The sequence below is a fragment of the Flavobacterium ardleyense genome (assembly GCF_042686085.1).
GTDB classification, from domain to species: domain Bacteria; phylum Bacteroidota; class Bacteroidia; order Flavobacteriales; family Flavobacteriaceae; genus Flavobacterium; species Flavobacterium ardleyense.
Genome location: NZ_JBHUOL010000018.1, coordinates 15,537 through 36,803, shown reverse-complemented (window position 1 = coordinate 36,803; position 21,267 = coordinate 15,537). Strand labels below are relative to the sequence as shown.

The window sequence follows — 21,267 nt, the reverse complement described above, 5'->3', positions numbered from 1 at the left end:
TTTTTTGGCAAAACGCAAAGTTACTGATTTCTAACCAATTTTCAGGTTATACAAAGTTAAAGAAAACAATAAAAAAACGAAAGCATTATAATAAACGCTTTCGTTGTCTGTTGTTGATATAATCGTTAATCGCTTTTTTTGTGGTTACCCAATTTCTACCTTCTTTATAAGCATCAATTTTACCTTGACGTGCTAATAAACTAACATATTCTTGACTATAGGGAGAATTTGGTTCGCTAACAATATTTGCAATTGATTGATATTCTTCATCATTTTCACTTGGAATGGAAGTTAAATAAATATTTACAGTACGTTCCAAGGCTTGACACATTAATAAAGTTAATTTTTGATAATTACCTTTATTTGCTTGGTTTAGTGCTTCGTAATACTTTTTTCTATCATTTTTTAAAATAATCGCGGGTGGAAAACCTTTTCGCATTAACAATAAATTCATTGCTAAACGAACAGTTCTTCCATTTCCATCAAAAAAAGGATGAATCCAAACTAATTTATGGTGAAAAATCGTAGCTAACTCAATATCATTCAATTGTAATGGATTTTCGTTTACAAATTGAATTAATTCATCTAATAGGTCTGAAATTTTATTAGCATTTGGTGGTACAAAATTTGCTCCGGAAATACGGACACCAGCATTTCTGATTCTTCCTGCAAAATCATCTTCAATCGTGCGTAAAACTAAATTGTGAAGTGATAAAATATCAATACTTCTTAATGTATAATTATCATTTACAATTTCATTTAGATAATAAATCGCTTTTTCGTGATTTTTGGCCTCAAAATGTTCTCTAAGGGATTTTCCTCGGATCGTAATTCCATCTTGAAGAACCATTTGAGTTTCTCGTAACGAAAGTGTATTTCCTTCAATACTGTTAGAATTATAAGTCCATTCTATGGTTAACGCTTCTTTAATTTTTGAAATAGCAATGCCAGGCAATGGTCTGTTTTGATTGAGCACAGCTAGTTTATCATACAATCTTTCGAAAGTTGGTTGAAATTCTTCGCGATAGGATAGGTCAATATTCCACATAGTATTTCTATTTCAACCACAAATATAATACTATCGGATGGGATAAAAAAAAATTCTATCCGATATTAAGAAATTATATAAAAAAATGTAAAATATTGAAAAATAGTTATTTACTCAATAACCATTGATTTCAAACGCATTCTATATTTTTCTAAAATCAATTGCTTGTTGATAAAACCAAGGAAAACACCTTCCTGTAAAACGGGTAAAACTTTACAACCTGAAGTATCAAATTTTTCCATAATAGTTTCTAAGGTTTCATCGTAAAAGATAATTTCTTTTGGCGGATGCATAACTTCATTAGTTGTTGTATACTTAACTTTAAAGGGTGAAAATACAATAGGACGAATTTCATCTAAAAATATTAGTCCCAATAATTTGTTTTCTTCATCCAAAACAGGAAAAATAGCATCATCCGATTCTTGAATTTTCTGCACCAATTCGTCTAAATTCGGGCTAACCGAAATAGCTTTATAATCAGATTGAATTAGTTTAGACACATCAATCGAATTCAAAATATTTGTATCTCGATTATCAGTAAAAACTTCGCCTTTATCGGCCAAATTTTTAATATCGAATGAATGTGGTTCAAAACGTTTAGAAATAGCAAAACTCACCGAAGAAACAATCATTAATGGAACCATTAGACTGTAACCTCCTGTAATCTCGGCAATTAAGAAAATAGCAGTTAAAGGAGCGTGAAATAATCCACTAAGAATTCCCGCCATTCCTACTAATGTGAAATTTCCGATTGGTAGTTTTGTTAATCCTGTTAGGTTTAAAAAAGAAGCTAATGTAAAGCCTAAATAGGAACCAACAAATAGAGAAGGAGCGAAGTTTCCACCATTTCCACCCGCGCTTAACGTTAAACTTGTCGCGTAGACTTTTACCAACATTGTTGCACTGATCACTAACAGCAATATCCAGGAAGAATCACTGAATCTTTCAAAAACAGTGTTTTTCACCATTTGTTCCGGATGATTATCAGCTAGAATTTTAATATTTTCATAACCTTCACCAAAAAGCGATGGAAAAAAGAATATTAAAACGCCTAAAATTCCGGCACCGAAAAGTGCTTTATTGATGGCATTAAATTTTAAACTTGCAATATAATGCTCTACTTTACGAAAAGTTCGAGCATAATTTATAGAAACTAGTCCGCTTAAAACTCCTAGTAAAATATAATAAGGGATATTATGAAAATCATAAAATTCTACATTTTTAAAGGAAAATAAAATATCTTCATTTAAAACTACTGTTGAAATTAGCGCTCCAGTTGCGGCACTTATCATAATTGGAATAAAAGCTGTAATACTGATTTCGGCTAAAATTACTTCACTGGCGAACAAAACTCCAGCAATTGGAGCGTTGAAAGCGGCGGCAATTCCGGCGGCAACTCCGCAAGCTAATAACAAGGTGCGGTCTTTATAACTTAATCTGTAATTTTGAGCAAAGTTACTTCCAAAAGCGGCTCCGGTAACTGTAATTGGTGATTCTAAGCCGGCGCTTCCACCCATTCCCACGGTAAAAGAGCTCGTTATAATTTGGGCAAACATTTGTTTTCTAGGAATAATACCACGTTTTTTCGCAACAGCATACATAATTTGCGAAGTTCCTTTTTCGATAGAACCACCTAAAAGTCTTTTGGTAATGATTACCGTAATAACGATGCCGATTATGGGTAACGTACTATTACTATATGGTAAATGGAAAAAAGCATCTAATCTTTGCGAAGATTTAAAAACCCAATGTGCGAAGGTTTTTAGAATAATAACCGCTAAGGCTGAAGACATTCCTACTAAAATGCAAGACAAATAAATAAACTGTCTTGGTGTTAGCAGTTCTTTCAAAAGAAATATCAATTTCTCAAGTTTACTGAAAGTTCTTTTCAGGAATCGTTTAAATAGAAATGATTTGGCTTTTGGCATAATTATTTTAAAAATGCGAAGTTAGTTTTTTTTGATCTCAAATAAAAAGATCAGCCTAAAGCATTTATTTTTTCTTGGCAAGATTCAATTAATTCATCAAAGAACATAAAAAACTCCACTTCAAATTCTGAATAAAAAGCTTTTAATTCCACCATTACCTCTTGCATATGAACGCGGTGCTTTGTTTTATAATCCATCTGAAAAAGTATCATTTCAATTCCGGCAAGGGAAGAGTAGCTTATAAACCAATTTTTTTCAATCATATATGGAATCATTCCTTTGATTTTTTCGGTCAAAATTGCGTCGTTATTTTGGAGTAGTTGATAGAAATTAGCAGCATAATCTTCAAGTGACTCGTCAGAATACCGACTCCAGTTTTTAGCTAAAAAATGATCATATAAAATGTCCATTATCACACCAGAATAATGTCCATATTTTTCGTGTAAACGATGCTTGCTTTTTCGATATATAGGATGAGCGTCTGTAAAACTATCAATATGGCGATGCAGTAAAATCCCTTTCATTATTTCTTTCTGAAATAATTTGTAACTATTCCCTTTAATACTATCAGCCATAAAATTCCCGATTTTTAGTAAATCGTTAGTTCCTGATAAATAAACATGAGCGAGATAGTTCATAAGTTTTTTAGTGTTCTTTTTGTAAATATATAAAAAATACTGCCACTTTTAAATCTTTTTGAAGTCTCTCCTTGTAAAAAAATCTTAAAATTGAGATCAGAAGCAATAAAAATAAGAAGGCGAATTTCGAATGATCTTCGGGTAAATTTGTAAAAATTATGTAGGTTTGTAGGATAAAATTTAAATTACAAATGACATTAATAAAATCTATATCAGGAATTCGAGGCACTATTGGTGGTGTGGTTGGTGAAAACTTAACCCCTGTTGATGCAGTAAAATATGCTGCAGCTTATGGAACATTTTTAAAAGTAAAAAACTTAGGAATAAAGACTGGAAAATTAAAAGTAGTTGTTGGAAGAGATGCAAGAATTTCTGGTCCAATGATTCATAATTTAGTAGTTAATACGTTAGTTGGCTTAGGAATTGATGTAGTTGATTTGGGTTTGTCGACAACGCCAACGGTTGAAATCGCTGTTCCTATGGAGAAGGCAGATGGTGGAATCATTTTAACAGCTTCACACAATCCAAAGCAATGGAATGCATTGAAATTATTGAATGAAAAGGGCGAATTTTTAAACGGACACGAAGGTGAATTAATTTTAGAAATTGCCGATAAAGAAGCTTTTGATTTTTCTGAGGTTGATGATTTAGGTGAAATTTTCGAGAACAGCGCTTATATGGACATTCATATTGATGAAGTTTTAGCTTTACCATTAGTAGATGCTGCTTTGGTTAAAACTAAAAAATATAAAGTAGTAGTAGATGGTGTAAATTCTTCAGGAGGAATTATTATCCCGAATTTATTAGAACAAATGGGCGTTGAAGTCGTGAAATTATATTGCGAGCCAACGGGAGATTTTCCTCACAATCCAGAACCATTAAAAGAACATTTAGGAGATATCTGTAAGTTAGTTTTGGAAGAAAAAGCAGATTTTGGAATTGTAGTTGATCCCGATGTAGATCGCCTGGCTTTTATTTCTAATGATGGCGAGATGTTTGGCGAGGAATATACATTAGTAGCAATTTCCGATTATGTATTGAGTAAAACACCAGGAAATACGGTTTCAAATATGTCTTCTTCTCGTGCTTTGCGCGATATTACTGAGAAACATGGCGGAACATATCAAGCAAGTGCTGTAGGTGAAGTAAATGTGGTTGAATTAATGAAGAAAACCAACGCAATTATTGGTGGTGAAGGAAATGGAGGAATAATTTATCCAGAATCGCACTATGGAAGAGATAGTATGGTTGGAGTCGCTTTGTTTTTAACTTATTTAGCAAACCAAGATAAATCAGTTGCCGAAATAAGAGCGAGTTATCCGCAGTATTATATGAGTAAAAATAAAATTGAATTAACGCCTCAAATAGATGTTGATCACGTTTTAGCTGCGTTGACTGAAAAATACAAATCAGAAAATTTAACTACAATTGATGGAGTGAAAATTGATTTTCCAACGGAATGGGTACATTTAAGAAAATCGAATACCGAACCAATTATTAGAATTTATACGGAAGGACCAACGCAAGCAGAAGCCGATAATTTAGCGGAACGATTTGTGAAAGAGTTGAAAGAAATAGCAGGAATTTAATATAAAAAAGGTCAGATTTTAATCTGACCTTTTTTATTTGTTTTTATTTAATTGCAATCATTGAGATTTCGATATTTACGTTTCTTGGCAAGCAAGCCACTTGAACCGTTTCTCTTGCAGGTGCGGTAGCTTCATCAAAATAAGCGCCATAAACAGAATTGATACGAGTAAAATCGCCCATATTCATTATGAAAATAGTAGTTTTCACTACATTGTCAAAAGTCATATCAGCTGCTTCTAAAACAGCTTTTAGATTTTCCATGACTTGTTTTGTTTCCGCTTCAATGTTTTCTAAAACCAATTCCATTGTCGCTGGATTAAGAGCAACTTGGCCTGAAGTATAAAGAGTGTCATTAATTAAAACTGCTTGGTTATATGGACCAATAGGAGCAGGTGCTTTGTCTGTAAAGATTATTTTTTTCATTATAAATATTTTTAAAAAACTCGATCAGGAATTTGACGTTTATCCCATTTGATATCACTAAGAATTGAAGATGAAATTCCGATGAAAAATCCCCAATAAGTATTTGTCCCTATTGGAACCCAATTGAAACTCATTCGCCAGCTTTCTAAATCTCTCTCAAAACGCAATTGCGTAAAAGTAATTCCTTCTTGTTTAAAATCATATCCAGAAGAAAAACCAACTTTCCATCTCGGTGCTAATTCTATATTTCCTGAAGCCATTAATGAATTAGAAGAAATTTCATTTTGACGATTTGAATTGTTATACGTTACACTATAAGCTAAAACCAAATCCCAAGGTAATTTCGTTGCATACCATTCATTTGTAGAAGGCTTTTCATCTTCATCTCCGTCTTTTTTAAACAGACTTTGTCTCGAATCACTTAAATCAGTGCTTGTACCAAATAAATCATCACCAGTCCCTCCGTTTTGCAGGTTTTGGTCATTCGTTTTCTTCTGAGTATCTGTGCTTGAAAAAGAGTAATTTAGAGTCATATTTGAACTAGTAATTCGAAATAAGCCACCACCGTTATCAATGTTGAATTTATCAAATCTTCTTCCTGAATTATCAATAGCGTACGGATCCAAAGTGGTAGCAAAATTGACATTCATTTTCTGTTTGAAAAACTGCGTTCCACCTGAAATTCGCAACGGCGACCAAGCTAAAGAATCAGCTGCCATATTATAATTTGTCGCAAAATTTAAGTTATTTAACAACATTACTTTCTTAGTTTCGTCTTTCTTACTCTCTTTATCTTTCACCTTAGCTTCAAAAGTATTACTTAATGAAAAGCCTAAATTATTAGCGTAGCTTTTACCAGGTGAACCAAATAATCCTCCATCAAATTTTGTATATTCGGCAGTAGTTAAACCTGTTGCATCAATTGCATAAGTATCATAATATTTCTCAAAACTTGGAGTGTATCCATAAGAAACATTAGGACGTAAAACGTGGCGAATAGCTTGAATCTTACTATCTTTTCCAAATTCAAATGTTCCGTAGATTGTTGTACCTACACCAGCATTTAGATTATATGTTCTGAACGATTCGAAACCACTTTGATCTTGGGTAATTATTTTATTTTCTAGAGCGCTGAACTTCTTTTGTATTGTGTTAAGTGCCCAAACTTCATTATAAGCAGCACCCATAGTAACGCTAAAGTATTTTAATACTTTGAAATTTGTAGCTAACGGAATGCTATGTTGGAAACCCGCTTTTGCGTCTCTAAACATTTGTGGTTTAAAAAATAATGAGTCAGCTGTTTTAATTCTGTTTTCTCCTCTAACGTTGTATTGGAAATTGATGTTTTTGAAAAAACCTTTTTTAATACCGTCTTTTGGAGCAAATGGAAATATTCGATCTACGCTTGCTTGAAAAGTAGGTAAAGTCATGTCAACCTGCTGTGTATTTGTGTTTTGTGAATGTGTTGCTGTAACTGACATATTCACTTGAGGCACAGTTTGAAAAGTTTTTGAATAAGAAACAGATGAACTTAAATTGTTATTTAAACTAGAACCTACATTGTTCATGTTTACTGACTGTCTAAAATACTGGCTACTTCCTAAATTTACCGAAGCAGAAAAACGTGAATTTGCTGATGCTTTTGCATCTTGTGAATGAGACCATTGAATATTATATTGCTTCGATCTTAAATAATCTGGAAATCCTTTTTCACTCTGGATGTTATTTTCTAATCTTAAGTTAAATCGTCCGTTGAATTTGTAACGTTTAGCATAACTACTCTCTGCCCGAAGTCCATAACTTCCGTTGGTATAATAATCACCTAAAACAGCTAAATCATAATATTCACTAAGTGCAAAATAATATCCTCCGTTTTGTAAGAAATAGCCTTGTCGATTATTTTGACCGGGCGTTGGAATTATAAATCCTGAAGTACTAGTTTCGCTCATTGGGAAATAAGCAAAAGGTAGAAAAATAGGAGTGGGAACATCTGCTATTACAAGATTTGTGGGACCAACAATTACTTTTTTCTTCGGTACAAATTTAACTTTAGTTACGTAAAAATAATATTCGGGATCATCAATATCTTTTGCCGTAGTTAAACGAGCCGATTTCATAAAAACAACGGAATCATTTTCCCTTTTCGAAATAGCAGCTTTTATATTCATTTCGCCTTGTTTGGTTCTTGAATTCCAAATCAATGCTTTACCACTTTGAGTATTATAAACGATTGAATCAGGTTCAACCACATTAGAGCCTTGTGTAAACACTGGTCTTTGAATGTAATTTCCGGCAGAATCTTTTAACCTACCAGCGTAGACTTGTTTTTTATCGAAATCATAAACAATCTTTCCTGCTTTGATGTCAAAATCAGTATATTTTATAGAAGCTTCATTTTGTAAGGTCAATTGCTTCTTCTTTTGATCCATTTTTTCGAAATCTTTCGCTTTCATGTACACGATACCTTCTAAGAAAGGTTTCGCTTTTTTAGAAGAATCTTTAGCGGTCGAATCTTTAACTTTAATCAGATCTACAGCACTAATTTTGACGGAATCCGTTAACTTAATTTCCTGAGAAAAAACAGTCGTAGATCCTATTGTTAGTAAAATTACTGAAAAAACGATATGAAATAACTTTGTATACAATGCTTTTAATAGTATTTTTGTAAAAATTCGGCTCACTTTTTGAAGTGTCAAACTTACATATATTTTTTTGCAAAAATAATGTTTTAATATAAATATAACTTATAAACTTTCTTAATAATACTATGGGGTATCAAATTTGTTTCAAAAAAATAATTTTACTTGTGTTTTTGTTTGTCTCATCGACTAATTTCGCTCAAAATAACTCAAAATTTAAAGTTGTTTTAGATGCAGGTCATGGTGGCAAAGATCCAGGAACAACCCGTGGTTCTATTAAGGAGAAGGATATTGTTCTAGACGTAGTATTAAGATTAGGTAAAATTTTAGAAAAGAATAAAGATATTACTGTTGTTTATACTCGTAAAACTGATGTATTTATTGAGTTAAGAGAACGAGCTAATATTGCAAATAAAGCAAAAGCCAACTTATTTATATCAGTGCATTGTAACGGCGTTGCAAACAAGGCAGCCAAAGGGACAGAAACATTTGTAATGGGAATGTCTAGAACAGATACAAATTTAGATATTGCAAAAAAAGAAAATGGTGTAATATTTTTAGAAGATAATTATAGCGAAAAATATAAAGGTTTCGACCCCAATAACCCGGAAACACTATTAGGATTAAGAATTTTACAAGAGGAATTTCTAGGTCAAAGTATTGAATTAGCATCGGAAATAGAGAAAAATTTCATTACTAAAAACAGTCGATCTTCGCGAGGAGTAAAGCAACAACCTATTTGGGTTTTAGATGCAACGGTAATGCCAGGGGTTTTAATTGAATTGGGTTTTGTATCACATCAGGAAGAAGGTAATTATATTAGTTCAGATGGTGGCAAGCAAGAGATGGCGAAATCTATTTCGGACGCTATAGTTTCTTATAAAGATAATTTTTTCAGTACTTCTGGTTCAAATTCAAGTATAAATAGTGAAGCAACTAAAGAAGTAGAGCCTGCAAAAACGGCATCAAAAAATAGTAAAAAGACAACTTCAAAAACGTTTTATAAAGTACAATTAGAAGCAGGAAGCAGAAAGATAGAAACAAAACCTGCTAATTTTAAAGGATTGAAGAACGTTTCTTTTAAAAAAGAGAACAACTTATACAAGTATTATTATGGTAATGAATCCACTTATGAATCTTGTAAAAAACTACTAGAAGAGGCAAAATCAAAAGGATATAAGACGGCTTACATTGTAACTTTTGGAAAAAAATAAAAATGATGATAAAAAATATTTTAAGTATTCTATGTTTAATAAACGTTGTATTTACTTACGGCCAAAACTCAAAATTTAAAGTTGTTTTAGATGCGGGTCATGGTGGTAAGGATTATGGCGCGGTCTATCACGGGAATATTGAAAAAAACATTGCTTTAAAAACAATGTTAAAAGTGGGAGAGTTGCTAGAAAAAGACCCTCAAGTTGATGTTGTATATACCCGTAAAACAGATGTTTTCATTGAACTGCAGCAACGTGCTACAATTGCAAACAAGTCTAAAGGGAGTATTTTTGTTTCAATGCATTGCAATGCAAGTAAAAACCAAGCTGCCTCTGGAACTGAAACCTACGTAATGGGGATTACCCGAAATACATCCAATTTAGAAGTTGCTAAAATGGAAAATGAAGTAGTTACTTTAGAAGCTGATTATAAGGTGAAGTACGATGGATTTGATCCAAATTCGCCTGAATCTATAATAGGTATTTCCATTTTACAAGAAGAGCATTTAGATCAGAGTATTGAATTAGCGGGAAGAGTGCAGCAATTTTTCACAAAAAAAGCAGATTATAGAAATAGAGGTGTGAAACAAGCTGGATTTTTAGTGTTACGCCAGATAACGATGCCGAGAGTTTTAGTAGAGATGGGATTTGTTTCCAATAAAGAGGAGGGTGCTTTTTTAAACTCCGATCAAGGTCAGGAAATTTTAGCGGAAGCAATTGCAGGTGCTATTTTAGATTATAAAAATGAGTTCTTTTTACCTTCAAAAAATGACATAAGAGAAGAAAAAGAAGTGCCAGTGGTTTCAGAAAAACCTGCACCAGTAGTAAAAGAAGAAGTTGTAGAAAAAGTGGAAAAAAGCGCTCCAGCGCAAAAAGGAATCGTTTTTAAAGTGCAACTTTCGGCCAGTTCTGCTAAAATTGACACAACACCTTCTAATTTTAATGGATTACAAGCCATATCTTTGGAACACCAGGGAAAGTTGTATAAGTACTTTTATGGTGCTGAAAACAAGTATGATGACGCTAAGAAAAATTTAGAAGAAGCCAAGAAAAAGGGATATTCTACTGCTTTTATAGTGGCTTATAAAGACGGATTAAAAATAAGCATTTCAGATGCCATTAAATAAAATAAAAGTTTAATTTTGTTAAAAATTTTTGATTTGAAACTAACTAGAGAAATTAAAACCGCCATATTAGTAATTATATCCATCTTATTATTCATTTGGGGATATAGCTTTTTAAAAGGTAAAAACTTATTTGACAACAGTAATAAGTTATTTGTAATTTATGAAAATGTTGCTGGTTTAGCACCTTCAGCACCTGTAACGCTAAATGGACTGACAATTGGTAAAGTAAATGCTATTAATATTCAAACTGATGGGAAGCTATTAGTTGAGTTGAATATCACTACTGATTTTCCAATTTCTAAATCAAGTATTGCAGAAATCTATGATTCTGGATTAGTTGGTGGAAGACAAATTGCAATTAAACCGAACTTAGAAGATACTAATTATACTGTTTCAGGAGATTATCTTCATGCTTCAAGTAAATTAGGATTAACTGACGCTTTGGCACAACAGCTGGAGCCACTTCAATCTAAATTACAAGAAGTTTTGGAAAATGCTAACTTGTTATTTACAAATGTAAATGATGTATTAGATGCTAAGGCAAAACAAGATTTAAAAGGAAGCATTTCAGAATTAAATAAAACATTAGCAGAATTTAGTGTTGCTTCTAAAAGCGTAAACGAGCTAATTACTGATAATAAAACGAAATTAAGTTCTACTTTAACTAATTTCGATAAAACTTCAAAAAACTTTGCGAAAATGTCCGACTCTTTGGCTAGTGCTAATTTGGGGCAAACCGTTAAAAACTTAGAAAAAACATTAGGAAATGTTGATAAGTTGATGAAGGATATGGAGCAAGGTAAAGGTACTATTGGAAAATTAATGAAGGATGAAACGATGTATAATAACTTCACAAATACTTCTAAAGAACTAGAGTTGTTGCTAAAAGATTTAAGATTAAACCCTACAAGATATGTAAATGTTTCTCTTTTTGGAAAGAAAAACAAGCCGTATGTGGCACCAGTAAATGATTCAATTAAAAAGTAAAAATATCCGTTATGAGTTTTATATATAATATCTTATTTGCAGTGATTTTGGCTATTGGTGGCGGTTATTTCGCAATCAATGTAAAGAAATTAGTTCGTAATATAAAATTAGGACGTGATGTAAATCGTACTGATAATGCTCCAGCACGCTGGAAAAATATGGCTATGATTGCTTTAGGACAAACCAAAATGATAAAGCGTCCAATCCCTGCATTTTTGCACTTTATTGTATATGTTGGTTTTATCATCATCAATATTGAAGTAATTGAAATTGTAATAGACGGACTTTTTGGAACACATCGTGTGTTATCATTTATGGGTCCTGTATATGATTTCTTAATTGGTTCATTCGAGATTTTAGCTGTACTTGTTTTAGTAGCTGTTATTATTTTTTGGATTCGAAGAAATGTTATAAAACTAAAACGTTTTATGAATCCAGAAATGAAAGGATGGCCTAAGAGTGATGCAAATTACATTTTATATTTTGAAGTTGTATTGATGTCGTTGTTCTTATTAATGAACGCAGCAGATTTACATTTGCAAGCAGTAGGTCATGGGCATTATAATCAAGTAGGAAGTTTTCCAATTTCTCAATTCATTGCCCCGATGTTTAACGGAATGAATGCAGGAGTTGTTGTTATCGTTGAAAGAGCAGCTTGGTGGTTACACATTACAGGAATTTTAGTTTTCTTAAATTACTTATATTTCTCAAAACACTTACATATTTTATTAGCTTTCCCTAATACTTATTTTGCTGATTTAAATCCCTTAGGAGAATTAGATAATTTAGAAAGTGTTACAAATGAAGTAAAATTAATGATGGATCCGAGTGCAGATCCTTTTGCTGCCCCAACAAATCCTGAAGAAGTTCCGGCTAAATTTGGTGCTTCAGATGTGCAGGATTTAAACTGGGTTCAGTTGTTAAATGCTTATAGTTGTACCGAATGTGGTAGATGTACTTCATCGTGTCCTGCAAATCAAACCGGTAAAAAATTGTCTCCACGTAAAATTATGATGGATACAAGAGATCGTTTAGAAGAAGTAGGTAAAAATATCGACTTAAATAAAGGCGTTTTTGTAGATGACGGTAAATCATTATTAAACGATTATATAACTTCGGAAGAATTATGGGCTTGCACCACATGTAATGCATGCGTTGAAGAATGTCCTATCAATATTAGTCCACTTTCTATTATTATGGATATGCGTCGTTATTTAGTAATGGAACAAAGTGCTGCTCCTACAGAATTAAATAATATGATGACAAATATTGAAAATAACGGAGCACCGTGGCAGTATAACCAAATGGATAGATTAAACTGGGCTAACGAAGATTAGATCACTTATTGTAAAATATAAATATGATGAAGAAAGAAGAAATTGAAGGCAAATTACAGGCTATCTCAGTAAACGGAGAATACTTGAGCCCAATTTTACCGGAAGGAATCAAAAACTATCTTATTGATATTGACGGAACAATTTGTGATGATATTCCAAATGAAGAGCCAGAACGAATGGTTACAGCTGCAATTTATCCAGATGCTTTAGACACTTTGAATAAATGGTATGATGAAGGACATATAATTTTCTTCTTTACTTCAAGAACAGAAGCACACAGAGAAGTAACGGAAGCGTGGTTGAAAAACCACGGGTTCAAATATCACGGAATGTTGATGGGCAAACCAAGAGGGGGCAATTATCACTGGATTGATAATCATTTGGTAAAAGCCACTCGTTATAAAGGAAAATTTACCGATTTAATAGATAAAGAAGTTACAATTCAAGTATTTGACGACGAAAATCAGGATTAATTCTTGATAGTTACTAGTATACAGAATTGTTTTTAACAGTTCAATAATAAATAAATAATTTAACATATAATAATATGTCTGAAAATTTAACAGTACCTACGATGGCCGAAATGATGGCGCAAGGAAAACAACCAGATGTTTTGTTTTGGGTAGGATGCGCAGGAAGTTTTGATGATAGAGCAAAAAAAATCACAAAAGCTTTCGTTAAAATATTAAATAGAGCTAACGTTTCATTTGCTGTTTTAGGCACAGAAGAAAGTTGCACAGGAGATCCAGCTAAAAGAGCAGGAAATGAATTTTTATTTCAAATGCAAGCCATGACAAATATTGAAGTCATGAATGCTTACGAAGTAAAAAGAATTGTTACAGCTTGTCCTCATTGCTTTAATACCATAAAGAATGAATATCCAGAACTGGGTGGGAAGTATGAAATTATGCACCACACGCAATTTATCAAAGCGTTGTTAGACGAAGGTAAATTGACCATTGAAGGAGGGCAATTTAAAGGAAAACGTATCACTTTTCATGATCCATGTTATTTAGGGAGAGCGAATAATGTGTATGAAGCACCAAGAGAATTAATTCAGAAATTAGATGCAGAGTTAGTTGAAATGAAACGATCTCGTGCTAATGGATTATGTTGTGGAGCTGGTGGCGCTCAGATGTTTAAAGATGCAGAAAAAGGGGATAAGGAAATCAATGTTGAAAGAACAGAAGATGCTTTAGAATTAGAGCCAGAAATTATCGCCGCTGGTTGTCCTTTCTGTAACACCATGTTGACAGATGGAATCAAAGTGAAAGAAAAAGAAAGTTCTGTTAAAGTAATGGATATCGCCGAATTAATTGCAAACGCTCAAGATTTATAAAATGAATAAAATTATATTAAGTGTTTTACTTTTGGCATTTTCAATGTCATTTGGTCAAAAATTATCGAAGACGCAACTTACTGATAAATTAGCAGAAACTGCTTGTGCTTGTACTGACAAGCGACAACTTAACAAAAATAATTTAGAACTAGCTTTAGGTTTATGTATAATTGAGGCTATTAATAAATACGATAAAGATGTTGAAAAACATTACGGAAAAAATGTAGTTACTAACAAACCCAAGATGGAAGAGTTAGGATACGACGTGGGGTTGAAAATGGGTTTAAAATGCCCAATAGTTTTTCAATTTATGATTGACAAGGAAAGTGATGACGAAGCTGAAGAAGCCGTTGAGGAAGAATACGCAATGATTAGTGGTACAATTTTCGGAATTAAAGCGGAACAATTCATTACTTTTTCTGTAAAAGAAACTACAGGTAAAAATCATCATTTTATACTATTAAGTAACTTCGAAAATGCATTTCTTTTAACTGATAAGGTTTTGAAAGCGAACGACAATGTGGAGGTCTATTTCTACGAATTAGAATTATACGATGCTAAACTTGGTAAATTTGTTACCTACAGTGTAATAACAGATATTATAAAAAAATAAAAATGTACGTACCATTTGATACATTACCGCAAGAATCTAAGATTTGGATCTATCAATCCAACAGAAAGTTTTCTGACGAAGAAATGAAAGATATTGAGACAGATTTGACTTCATTTTTAGAAGGCTGGTCAGCTCATGGACAGCAGTTAGAAGCTTCTTTTGTAACGAAATACAATCGTTTCATAATTATTGCGATTAATCAGGAAACTCAAGCAGCAACTGGATGTTCTATTGATTCTTCAGTGGCATTTATACAAACTTTAGAGCAAAAATATAATGTAGATTTATTAGACAAAATGAATGTTACATTTAAAATCGGAGAACATATTGCTTTCAAACCATTAATTGAATTTAAAAAATTAGTGAAAGAAAAAGCGGTTTCTGCAAATACAATAGTTTTCAATAATTTATTGAATACATTAGGAGAATGGCAAGATTTTTGGGAAGTTCCTGCTAGCGAAAGTTGGCATAATAGATTTTTCTAAAACGAATATTTAAACTATATTTGAAAATCATCATTAATTCAATTTTAATGGTGATTTTTTTATTTTTCAAACCCCACATATCATGCGATACATACTCCTTTTTATACTTTTTTCAATAGTAACTTTTGGACAAAAAAAAGCCAATCTTTCTCAAGAAATTTGGGTAGATAGTGTTTACAATCAACTTTCATTTAATGAAAAAGTAGGACAATTGTTTATGGTAGCGGTATATTCTAATAAAAATGAAGCGCACAATAAATCAATTGATAAATTAGTAGAAGAAAATAAAATTGGAGGATTAATATTTTTTCAAGGTGGACCAGTTCGTCAAGCAACGTTAACCAATCGTTATCAGGCTAAAGCCAAAGTGCCATTATTTGTTGGGATTGATGCAGAATGGGGTTTGAGCATGCGTTTAGACTCTACGTATCGTTATCCATGGAATATGACGCTTGGTGCTATTCAAGATATGAAGTTAATTGAAAAAACGGGGAATCAAATGGGAAAACAATCGAAACGAATGGGAATTCATTTCAATTTTGCTCCGGTTGTTGATATTAATACAAATCCAAAAAATCCTATTATTGGAAATCGTTCTTTCGGGGAAACTAAAGAAATTGTTGCTTTGAGAGCTTCGGCTTTAATGATTGGTTTGCAAAACGAAGGCGTTTTTGCTACTGCGAAACATTTTCCAGGGCACGGAGATACTTCGACCGATTCACATCATACGTTACCTGTTGTTAAATTCGATAAAAACAGATTAGATGACGTTGAGTTATATCCTTATAGAGAATTAATTAGAAATGGTTTAGCTAGTGTTATGGTGGCGCATTTAAATGTACCAAGTATTGAACCGAGAGAAAATTATCCCACATCAATATCATATAATGTTGTAACAAATATTCTTAAAAACGAGTTGCAGTTTAATGGTTTAATTTTTACTGATGCTCTGAATATGAAGGGAGCAAGTAATTTCAAAAAACCCGGAGATATTGATCTTGAAGCTTTTTTAGCTGGAAACGATGTTCTATTATTTTCTGAGAATGTTCCTGTTGCTATTAAAAAATTTAATGAAGCTAAGGACGACGGACGTTTGACTGAGCAACGATTGGCTTATTCCGTAAAGAAAATTTTAGCTTACAAATACAAAGCAAATTTGCAAAATTATCAACCGATTGCTTTAGATAATTTATACAAAGATTTAAATAAAGTTGAATATGATGCATTAAATTATCAGTTGTATGAATACGCAGTTACGGTAGTAAAAAATGATAAAAAATCAGTTCCAATTGTACAGTTAGAAAAGGAAAAAATCGCGTACGTTAAATTGGGAAACGATACTTCTGATGTCTTTTTAAGCCAATTAAAAAATTATGCAGATGTTACCGAAATAACCTCAAAAAATTTAGACTCGGTTTTAGTACAACTGCAAAAGTATACTAAAGTTATTGTAGGCTATCATAAAGCAGATGGTGCTTGGAAAAATCACGATTTAACCTTCAGAGAATTACTTTGGATTAACCAAATAGCCAAGCAGAATGAAATTATTTTAACATTTTTCACTAAGCCATACTCGCTTTTGGGAATTAAGAATTTTGAAACTATTGATACCATTATTTTAGGCTATCAAAATAATGAAATTGCTCAAACTGTTGTTCCACAAGTTATTTTTGGATCCATTGGCTCAAAAGGAAAATTACCAGTTTCTATTGATGACTATTTCAAAGTTGGAGAAGGAATTGAAACCTTGGCCATACAGCGATTAGGTTTTGAAATGCCTGAAAATGTAGGAATGAGTTCTGAAATTTTAACTAAGATTGATTCTATTGCCAATTATGCGATTGAAAAAAAGATAACACCAGGAATGCAAATTTTGGTAGCAAGAAAAGGAAAAGTTATTTACCAAAAAGCATTCGGGAAGCAAACGTACGAAAATGAATCTCCAAAAGTAAAAAATACTGATTTGTACGATATTGCATCGTTGACAAAAATTATCGGTACTTTACCTAATGTCATGCAGGAATTTGACAAAGGAAATTTAGAATTGGAAACAAAATTAAAAAACATGTTGCCTGTTTTCAAAGGTTCTAATAAAGAAAATGCTACTGTTTTAGACATGCTAACGCATCAAGCTCGTTTTCAGCCATGGATTGCTTTTTACAAGTCTACATTGGACAGTGTTAAAAAACCAAGTTTAAATTATTACCGCAATAGACCATCAGTTCAATTCCAACTGAAAGTAGCAGAAGATTTATATCTAAGAACGGATTACAACGATACCATTATCAAAATTATCGCAAACAGCGATTTACTGCCAAAAAAACAATATAAATACAGTGATTTTCCATTTATATTATTTAAAGAATACTTGGAGAAAGAAAATGGAAAATCTTTAGATTATATAGCTAAAAACAATTTTTATACTCCTTTAGGTGCAACATCATTAACGTATAATCCGTTGCGTCAATTTGACAAAAGTGTTATAATTCCGACTGAAAATGACACTTATTACAGACATCAAATCATTCAAGGTTATGTTCATGATATGGCTGCGGCAATGCAAGGTGGAGTTTCTGGACATGCCGGTTTGTTTTCAAATGCTTTGGATGTTGCTAAAGTAATGCAGATGTATTTACAAAAAGGCAACTACGGTGGGAGAGAGTATATTAAAGAAGAAACAATTCAGAAATTTAATACGTGCTATTTTTGTAAGGATGGCAATAGAAGAGGAGTAGGGTTTGATAAACCGCAATTAGGAACGGAAGGACCAACATGTGGTTGTGTTTCACTAACTAGTTTTGGACATACAGGTTTCACAGGTGCAATGACTTGGGCCGACCCAGAAAAAGAAATTGTATATGTTTTCTTATCTAATAGAACATATCCAGATGCAAATGCTTCTAATAGATTATCAAAAGAGAATATCAGAGAAAATATTCAAAAAGTTATATATGATAGTATAGTTGAATAATCATGAAATCCACTGCCACATCAGTTGAACACTATATTAATGAAATTACTCTTGAAAGAAAAGAAGGCATAGAAAAATTAAGAGCTATAATTCTTGAAAATTTGCCTAATGGATTTGAAGAAGGAATGAGTTATGGAATGATTGGCTATTATGTTCCGCACAGAATTTATCCACCTGGATATCATTGTAATTCAAAATTACCACTGCCTTTTATGTCTTTTGCAAATCAAAAGAACAGTATTAATTTCTATCATATGGAACTTTATGTAAATCCAGATCTATACCAATTGGTTTGTTAAAGAATTTCCAAAACATTGTAGCCAAAAATTAGATATGGGCAAAAGTTGCATTCGATTTAAAAAATCTGAAGATATTCCTTTCGCATTAATAGCTGAATTGGTAAGGAAAGTAACTGTTCAAGATTGGATTAAAAGTTACGAATCAAAATTCAAACAATAATTTAACATTTGTTTTATAAAAGCTCGAGTTAGAAATAGTAATTTTAATACAAAATAAGAAAATAAATGAAAATTGCTATAGTTTGTTACCCTACATTTGGCGGAAGTGGCGTAGTTGCTACTGAATTAGGTTTAGAATTAGCCAGAAGAGGACACGAAATTCACTTTATAACTTACAGTCAGCCTGTGCGTTTGGCTTTGTTGAATCCAAATGTACATTATCATGAAGTTCATGTACCAGAATATCCCTTATTTCATTATCAACCTTACGAATTAGCACTTTCGAGCAAATTAGTAGACATGGTAAAGTTGTATAAAATTGATGTTTTGCATGTTCATTATGCCATTCCTCATGCTTATGCGGGATATATGGCGAAACAAATGCTTGCTGATGAAGGAATTTGTATTCCGATGGTTACAACATTACACGGAACCGATATTACTTTAGTTGGAAATCATCCGTTTTACAAACCTGCAGTAAATTTTAGCATTAATAAATCTGATGTTGTTACTAGTGTTTCTCAAAGTTTAAAAGACGATACCAATCGCTTATTTGATATTACAAATGATATTGTAGTTATTCCAAATTTTATAGAATTATATAAGGAGAAATCAAATGAAAATAGTCCTTGCCAGCGTTCGTTAATTGCTTCTGAAGATGAAGTTATTATCACGCACATCTCAAACTTTAGAAAGGTAAAACGAATTGATGATATTATTCGAATTTTCTATGAAGTTCAAAAAGAAATACCGTCAAAATTAATGATGGTAGGAGAAGGCCCAGAAAAAGAAAATGCCGAAAGAATGTGTGACGAATTAGGCATTCAAAGTAAAGTAATTTTCTTTGGTAATAGTAATGAAATTGATGAAATTTTATGTTTTTCAGATTTGTTTTTATTGCCATCTGAGACTGAAAGCTTCGGTTTAGCTGCTTTAGAAGCTATGGCTTGTGGCGTTCCTGTAATTTCTAGTAATTCGGGAGGATTACCCGAAGTAAATAAGGATGGATTTTCTGGCTATTTAAGTGATGTAGGAGATGTGGCTAAAATGAGTCGTGATGCTATTTCATTATTAAAAGACAAAGAGCAGTTAAAACAATTTAAGGCTAATGCTTTAGCAACAGCAAAATTATTTGATATTAAAGAAATAGTTCCTATGTATGAGCAAGTTTATAACCAAGCAATAGATTCAAAAAAATGTTTAAAATAATACCTTTTTTCCTAGTACTAGTGTTGTCATGTTCAACTCCTAAATCTGCAACTTTGAAAACTTCATTTCAGACCATTTATACAAGTGCTTACGGCGGCGAAGATCGATCAGGTTCTTTACATATAACTACCAATGAGGACTTTATCAAGCTAATTGAAAAATTAAAAATTGACGAATCAGAATTTAATACGCTAGCAACTATTGATTTTAAAGAAAATGATATCGTTGTATTATATCAAGGCCAGAAAATGTCTGGAGGATATGCAATTGATGTTGAGTCGGTTTCATGGGAAAACGATATTCTTATAATTAAGAAAGCAGAAAAAAGTCCTGCTAAAGGAGCAATGGTCACAATGGCTTTAACATCTCCTTATTGTATCACTAGTATTCCAAAAACAAAAGAAATTAAAATTATTCAATAAAAAAATGGCTCTTGAAAAAGAGCCATTTTTACTATTTATTAGTTGAATCTGTAACGGATACCTAAAGCGATATCTGGTCCAAAATTATCACTTCTATAATCATCTGAATTGAAATAAAGCTCAGGACGAATGTCTAATGACAACTGAATTGGTGCCTCTTTGAAATTATACTCAATTCCTAAATCACCCGCTACAAAAAGAATAGTTCCGCTTCCGTCACCATATTCTTTATCCACGCTCCAAGAACCAATTCCACCACCAACACCAGCGTACCAGTTGAATCCACCTTCAATATTCCAAACCCATTGATACAATCCAGTTAATTTGAATGCGTCAACATGCTTGCTGTTTCTCCATCCTAAATCTAATTCCAGACGGTTATTGTCACCTAAACCTCTTTGGTAAGATAATTCACCTCCAAAACCATCATTGTCACCTAAACGTAAACCTAGTGCATTTTTAGAAATGTCCTGTGCTTGCGCGCTAAATGCTAAACCTAATAGCATAAAAGCAGATAAAATTACTTTTTTCATAAATATGTATTTTCGTAAATGTACGCAAAAAATCGACAAATTGTGTGCCAAAGAATATTTAATCGTTGAAATAAAAAAATTAAAATGATCTAATTTTCGCATTAAAACATAGTTAAATGATGTTTTTTTTAAATAAATGTCTAATTCCATATTGATAACCTATAATAGATACTCTGTACGAAATGCAAGAGGAAAATTTTTTTATTTTACACATTTTTATAGTCTACAATAATGTCAAAGTTTTATTTTTTAGTAATAAGAAAATACTTATCTAAATGCATTAACTTTGCTTTAAATGTAATTATT

General features: G+C 32.2%; 20 protein-coding genes. 14 read left to right on the top strand and 6 right to left on the bottom strand.

All coding sequences use genetic code 11. The features are described 5' to 3' along the window. Positions 1-85 precede the first annotated feature (85 nt). The 3 genes from ACFSX9_RS09995 to ACFSX9_RS09985 all read right to left on the bottom strand — a co-directional run bounded on the left by ACFSX9_RS09995 (position 86) and on the right by ACFSX9_RS09985 (position 3,614). A complete protein-coding gene (locus tag ACFSX9_RS09995; RefSeq protein ID WP_379807231.1) occupies positions 86-1,048 on the bottom strand; it encodes a Fic family protein in 963 nt (320 codons plus the stop codon). Positions 1,049-1,158: 110 nt separating this feature from the next. Continuing rightward, positions 1,159-2,976, bottom strand: a complete 1,818-nt coding sequence (locus tag ACFSX9_RS09990) for a chloride channel protein (protein ID WP_379807229.1) — start codon at positions 2,974-2,976, stop codon at positions 1,159-1,161. 50 nt (positions 2,977-3,026) lie between these two features. After that, the gene (locus tag ACFSX9_RS09985; protein ID WP_379807227.1) at positions 3,027-3,614 is read right to left on the bottom strand and encodes an acyl carrier protein phosphodiesterase; all 588 of its coding nucleotides are present in this window, start codon (positions 3,612-3,614) and stop codon (positions 3,027-3,029) included. 191 nt (positions 3,615-3,805) lie between these two features. On the opposite strand from ACFSX9_RS09985, the gene glmM reads away from it, so the two are divergent. Continuing rightward, a complete protein-coding gene (glmM, locus tag ACFSX9_RS09980) occupies positions 3,806-5,203 on the top strand; it encodes a phosphoglucosamine mutase (RefSeq protein WP_379807225.1) in 1,398 nt (465 codons plus the stop codon). A gap of 43 nt (positions 5,204-5,246) precedes the next feature. Here the strand turns inward: glmM and ACFSX9_RS09975 are convergent, their stop codons facing one another. Together ACFSX9_RS09975 and ACFSX9_RS09970 are read right to left on the bottom strand one after the other, a co-directional pair. Continuing rightward, positions 5,247-5,627 carry a RidA family protein gene (locus ACFSX9_RS09975; RefSeq protein ID WP_379807223.1) on the bottom strand — a complete coding sequence of 127 codons (381 nt, stop codon included), beginning with the start codon at positions 5,625-5,627 and terminating at the stop codon, positions 5,247-5,249. An 11-nt stretch (positions 5,628-5,638) separates the two neighbouring features. Next, the gene (locus ACFSX9_RS09970; protein ID WP_379808319.1) at positions 5,639-8,272 is read right to left on the bottom strand and encodes a putative LPS assembly protein LptD; all 2,634 of its coding nucleotides are present in this window, start codon (positions 8,270-8,272) and stop codon (positions 5,639-5,641) included. Between the two features lie 161 nt (positions 8,273-8,433). Here ACFSX9_RS09970 and ACFSX9_RS09965 point away from each other — a divergent pair, with 161 nt between their 5' ends. From ACFSX9_RS09965 to ACFSX9_RS09905, 13 genes are all read left to right on the top strand, one after another. Next, entirely contained in the window at positions 8,434-9,480 is a 1,047-nt protein-coding gene (locus ACFSX9_RS09965) for an N-acetylmuramoyl-L-alanine amidase family protein (RefSeq protein WP_379807221.1), read from the top strand. Between the two features lie 2 nt (positions 9,481-9,482). Then, complete coding sequence (locus ACFSX9_RS09960) at positions 9,483-10,607, top strand: N-acetylmuramoyl-L-alanine amidase family protein (RefSeq protein WP_379807219.1); 1,125 nt, start codon at positions 9,483-9,485, stop codon at positions 10,605-10,607. A 33-nt stretch (positions 10,608-10,640) separates the two neighbouring features. Continuing rightward, positions 10,641-11,594: an MlaD family protein gene (locus ACFSX9_RS09955; protein WP_379807217.1), complete on the top strand. Its 954-nt coding sequence runs from the start codon at positions 10,641-10,643 to the stop codon at positions 11,592-11,594. A gap of 11 nt (positions 11,595-11,605) precedes the next feature. Continuing rightward, positions 11,606-12,931, top strand: coding sequence for a 4Fe-4S dicluster domain-containing protein (locus ACFSX9_RS09950; RefSeq protein WP_379807215.1), 1,326 nt, complete (start codon positions 11,606-11,608; stop codon positions 12,929-12,931). Positions 12,932-12,957: 26 nt separating this feature from the next. Then, the gene (locus tag ACFSX9_RS09945) at positions 12,958-13,404 is read left to right on the top strand and encodes an LNS2 domain-containing protein (protein ID WP_379808317.1); all 447 of its coding nucleotides are present in this window, start codon (positions 12,958-12,960) and stop codon (positions 13,402-13,404) included. 74 nt (positions 13,405-13,478) lie between these two features. Then, a complete protein-coding gene (locus ACFSX9_RS09940; protein ID WP_379807213.1) occupies positions 13,479-14,270 on the top strand; it encodes a (Fe-S)-binding protein in 792 nt (263 codons plus the stop codon). Position 14,271: 1 nt separating this feature from the next. Then, a complete protein-coding gene (locus ACFSX9_RS09935; RefSeq protein ID WP_379807211.1) occupies positions 14,272-14,883 on the top strand; it encodes a hypothetical protein in 612 nt (203 codons plus the stop codon). Positions 14,884-14,885: 2 nt separating this feature from the next. Beyond that, positions 14,886-15,368 carry an ABC transporter ATPase gene (locus tag ACFSX9_RS09930; protein WP_379807209.1) on the top strand — a complete coding sequence of 161 codons (483 nt, stop codon included), beginning with the start codon at positions 14,886-14,888 and terminating at the stop codon, positions 15,366-15,368. An 82-nt stretch (positions 15,369-15,450) separates the two neighbouring features. Continuing rightward, the gene (locus ACFSX9_RS09925) at positions 15,451-18,339 is read left to right on the top strand and encodes a glycoside hydrolase family 3 N-terminal domain-containing protein (RefSeq protein ID WP_379807207.1); all 2,889 of its coding nucleotides are present in this window, start codon (positions 15,451-15,453) and stop codon (positions 18,337-18,339) included. Positions 18,340-18,341: 2 nt separating this feature from the next. Then, positions 18,342-18,638: a DUF1801 domain-containing protein gene (locus ACFSX9_RS09920; RefSeq protein ID WP_379807205.1), complete on the top strand. Its 297-nt coding sequence runs from the start codon at positions 18,342-18,344 to the stop codon at positions 18,636-18,638. A gap of 34 nt (positions 18,639-18,672) precedes the next feature. After that, positions 18,673-18,798 carry a hypothetical protein gene (locus ACFSX9_RS09915; RefSeq protein ID WP_379807203.1) on the top strand — a complete coding sequence of 42 codons (126 nt, stop codon included), beginning with the start codon at positions 18,673-18,675 and terminating at the stop codon, positions 18,796-18,798. 65 nt (positions 18,799-18,863) lie between these two features. Further along, positions 18,864-20,006, top strand: a complete 1,143-nt coding sequence (gene bshA / locus ACFSX9_RS09910) for an N-acetyl-alpha-D-glucosaminyl L-malate synthase BshA (RefSeq protein ID WP_379807201.1) — start codon at positions 18,864-18,866, stop codon at positions 20,004-20,006. Then, entirely contained in the window at positions 19,994-20,428 is a 435-nt protein-coding gene (locus ACFSX9_RS09905) for a protease complex subunit PrcB family protein (RefSeq protein ID WP_379807199.1), read from the top strand. Before bshA ends, ACFSX9_RS09905 begins: the two co-directional genes overlap by 13 nt. A gap of 38 nt (positions 20,429-20,466) precedes the next feature. Here the strand turns inward: ACFSX9_RS09905 and ACFSX9_RS09900 are convergent, their stop codons facing one another. Next, positions 20,467-20,961 carry a hypothetical protein gene (locus tag ACFSX9_RS09900; protein ID WP_379807197.1) on the bottom strand — a complete coding sequence of 165 codons (495 nt, stop codon included), beginning with the start codon at positions 20,959-20,961 and terminating at the stop codon, positions 20,467-20,469. Positions 20,962-21,267 lie beyond the last annotated feature (306 nt).

What these genes read in the sequence shown, in the direction of transcription:
- ACFSX9_RS09995 (WP_379807231.1), bottom strand. Translation starts at nt 1,048, where the DNA reads ATGTGGAATATTGACCTATCCTATCGCGAAGAATTTCAACCAACTTTC.
- ACFSX9_RS09990 (WP_379807229.1), bottom strand. Translation starts at nt 2,976, where the DNA reads ATGCCAAAAGCCAAATCATTTCTATTTAAACGATTCCTGAAAAGAACT.
- ACFSX9_RS09985 (WP_379807227.1), bottom strand. Translation starts at nt 3,614, where the DNA reads ATGAACTATCTCGCTCATGTTTATTTATCAGGAACTAACGATTTACTA.
- glmM (WP_379807225.1), top strand. Translation starts at nt 3,806, where the DNA reads ATGACATTAATAAAATCTATATCAGGAATTCGAGGCACTATTGGTGGT.
- ACFSX9_RS09975 (WP_379807223.1), bottom strand. Translation starts at nt 5,627, where the DNA reads ATGAAAAAAATAATCTTTACAGACAAAGCACCTGCTCCTATTGGTCCA.
- ACFSX9_RS09960 (WP_379807219.1), top strand. Translation starts at nt 9,483, where the DNA reads ATGATGATAAAAAATATTTTAAGTATTCTATGTTTAATAAACGTTGTA.
- ACFSX9_RS09950 (WP_379807215.1), top strand. Translation starts at nt 11,606, where the DNA reads ATGAGTTTTATATATAATATCTTATTTGCAGTGATTTTGGCTATTGGT.
- ACFSX9_RS09945 (WP_379808317.1), top strand. Translation starts at nt 12,958, where the DNA reads ATGAAGAAAGAAGAAATTGAAGGCAAATTACAGGCTATCTCAGTAAAC.
- ACFSX9_RS09940 (WP_379807213.1), top strand. Translation starts at nt 13,479, where the DNA reads ATGTCTGAAAATTTAACAGTACCTACGATGGCCGAAATGATGGCGCAA.
- ACFSX9_RS09935 (WP_379807211.1), top strand. Translation starts at nt 14,272, where the DNA reads ATGAATAAAATTATATTAAGTGTTTTACTTTTGGCATTTTCAATGTCA.
- ACFSX9_RS09930 (WP_379807209.1), top strand. Translation starts at nt 14,886, where the DNA reads ATGTACGTACCATTTGATACATTACCGCAAGAATCTAAGATTTGGATC.
- ACFSX9_RS09925 (WP_379807207.1), top strand. Translation starts at nt 15,451, where the DNA reads ATGCGATACATACTCCTTTTTATACTTTTTTCAATAGTAACTTTTGGA.
- ACFSX9_RS09920 (WP_379807205.1), top strand. Translation starts at nt 18,342, where the DNA reads ATGAAATCCACTGCCACATCAGTTGAACACTATATTAATGAAATTACT.
- ACFSX9_RS09915 (WP_379807203.1), top strand. Translation starts at nt 18,673, where the DNA reads ATGGGCAAAAGTTGCATTCGATTTAAAAAATCTGAAGATATTCCTTTC.
- bshA (WP_379807201.1), top strand. Translation starts at nt 18,864, where the DNA reads ATGAAAATTGCTATAGTTTGTTACCCTACATTTGGCGGAAGTGGCGTA.
- ACFSX9_RS09905 (WP_379807199.1), top strand. Translation starts at nt 19,994, where the DNA reads ATGTTTAAAATAATACCTTTTTTCCTAGTACTAGTGTTGTCATGTTCA.
- ACFSX9_RS09900 (WP_379807197.1), bottom strand. Translation starts at nt 20,961, where the DNA reads ATGAAAAAAGTAATTTTATCTGCTTTTATGCTATTAGGTTTAGCATTT.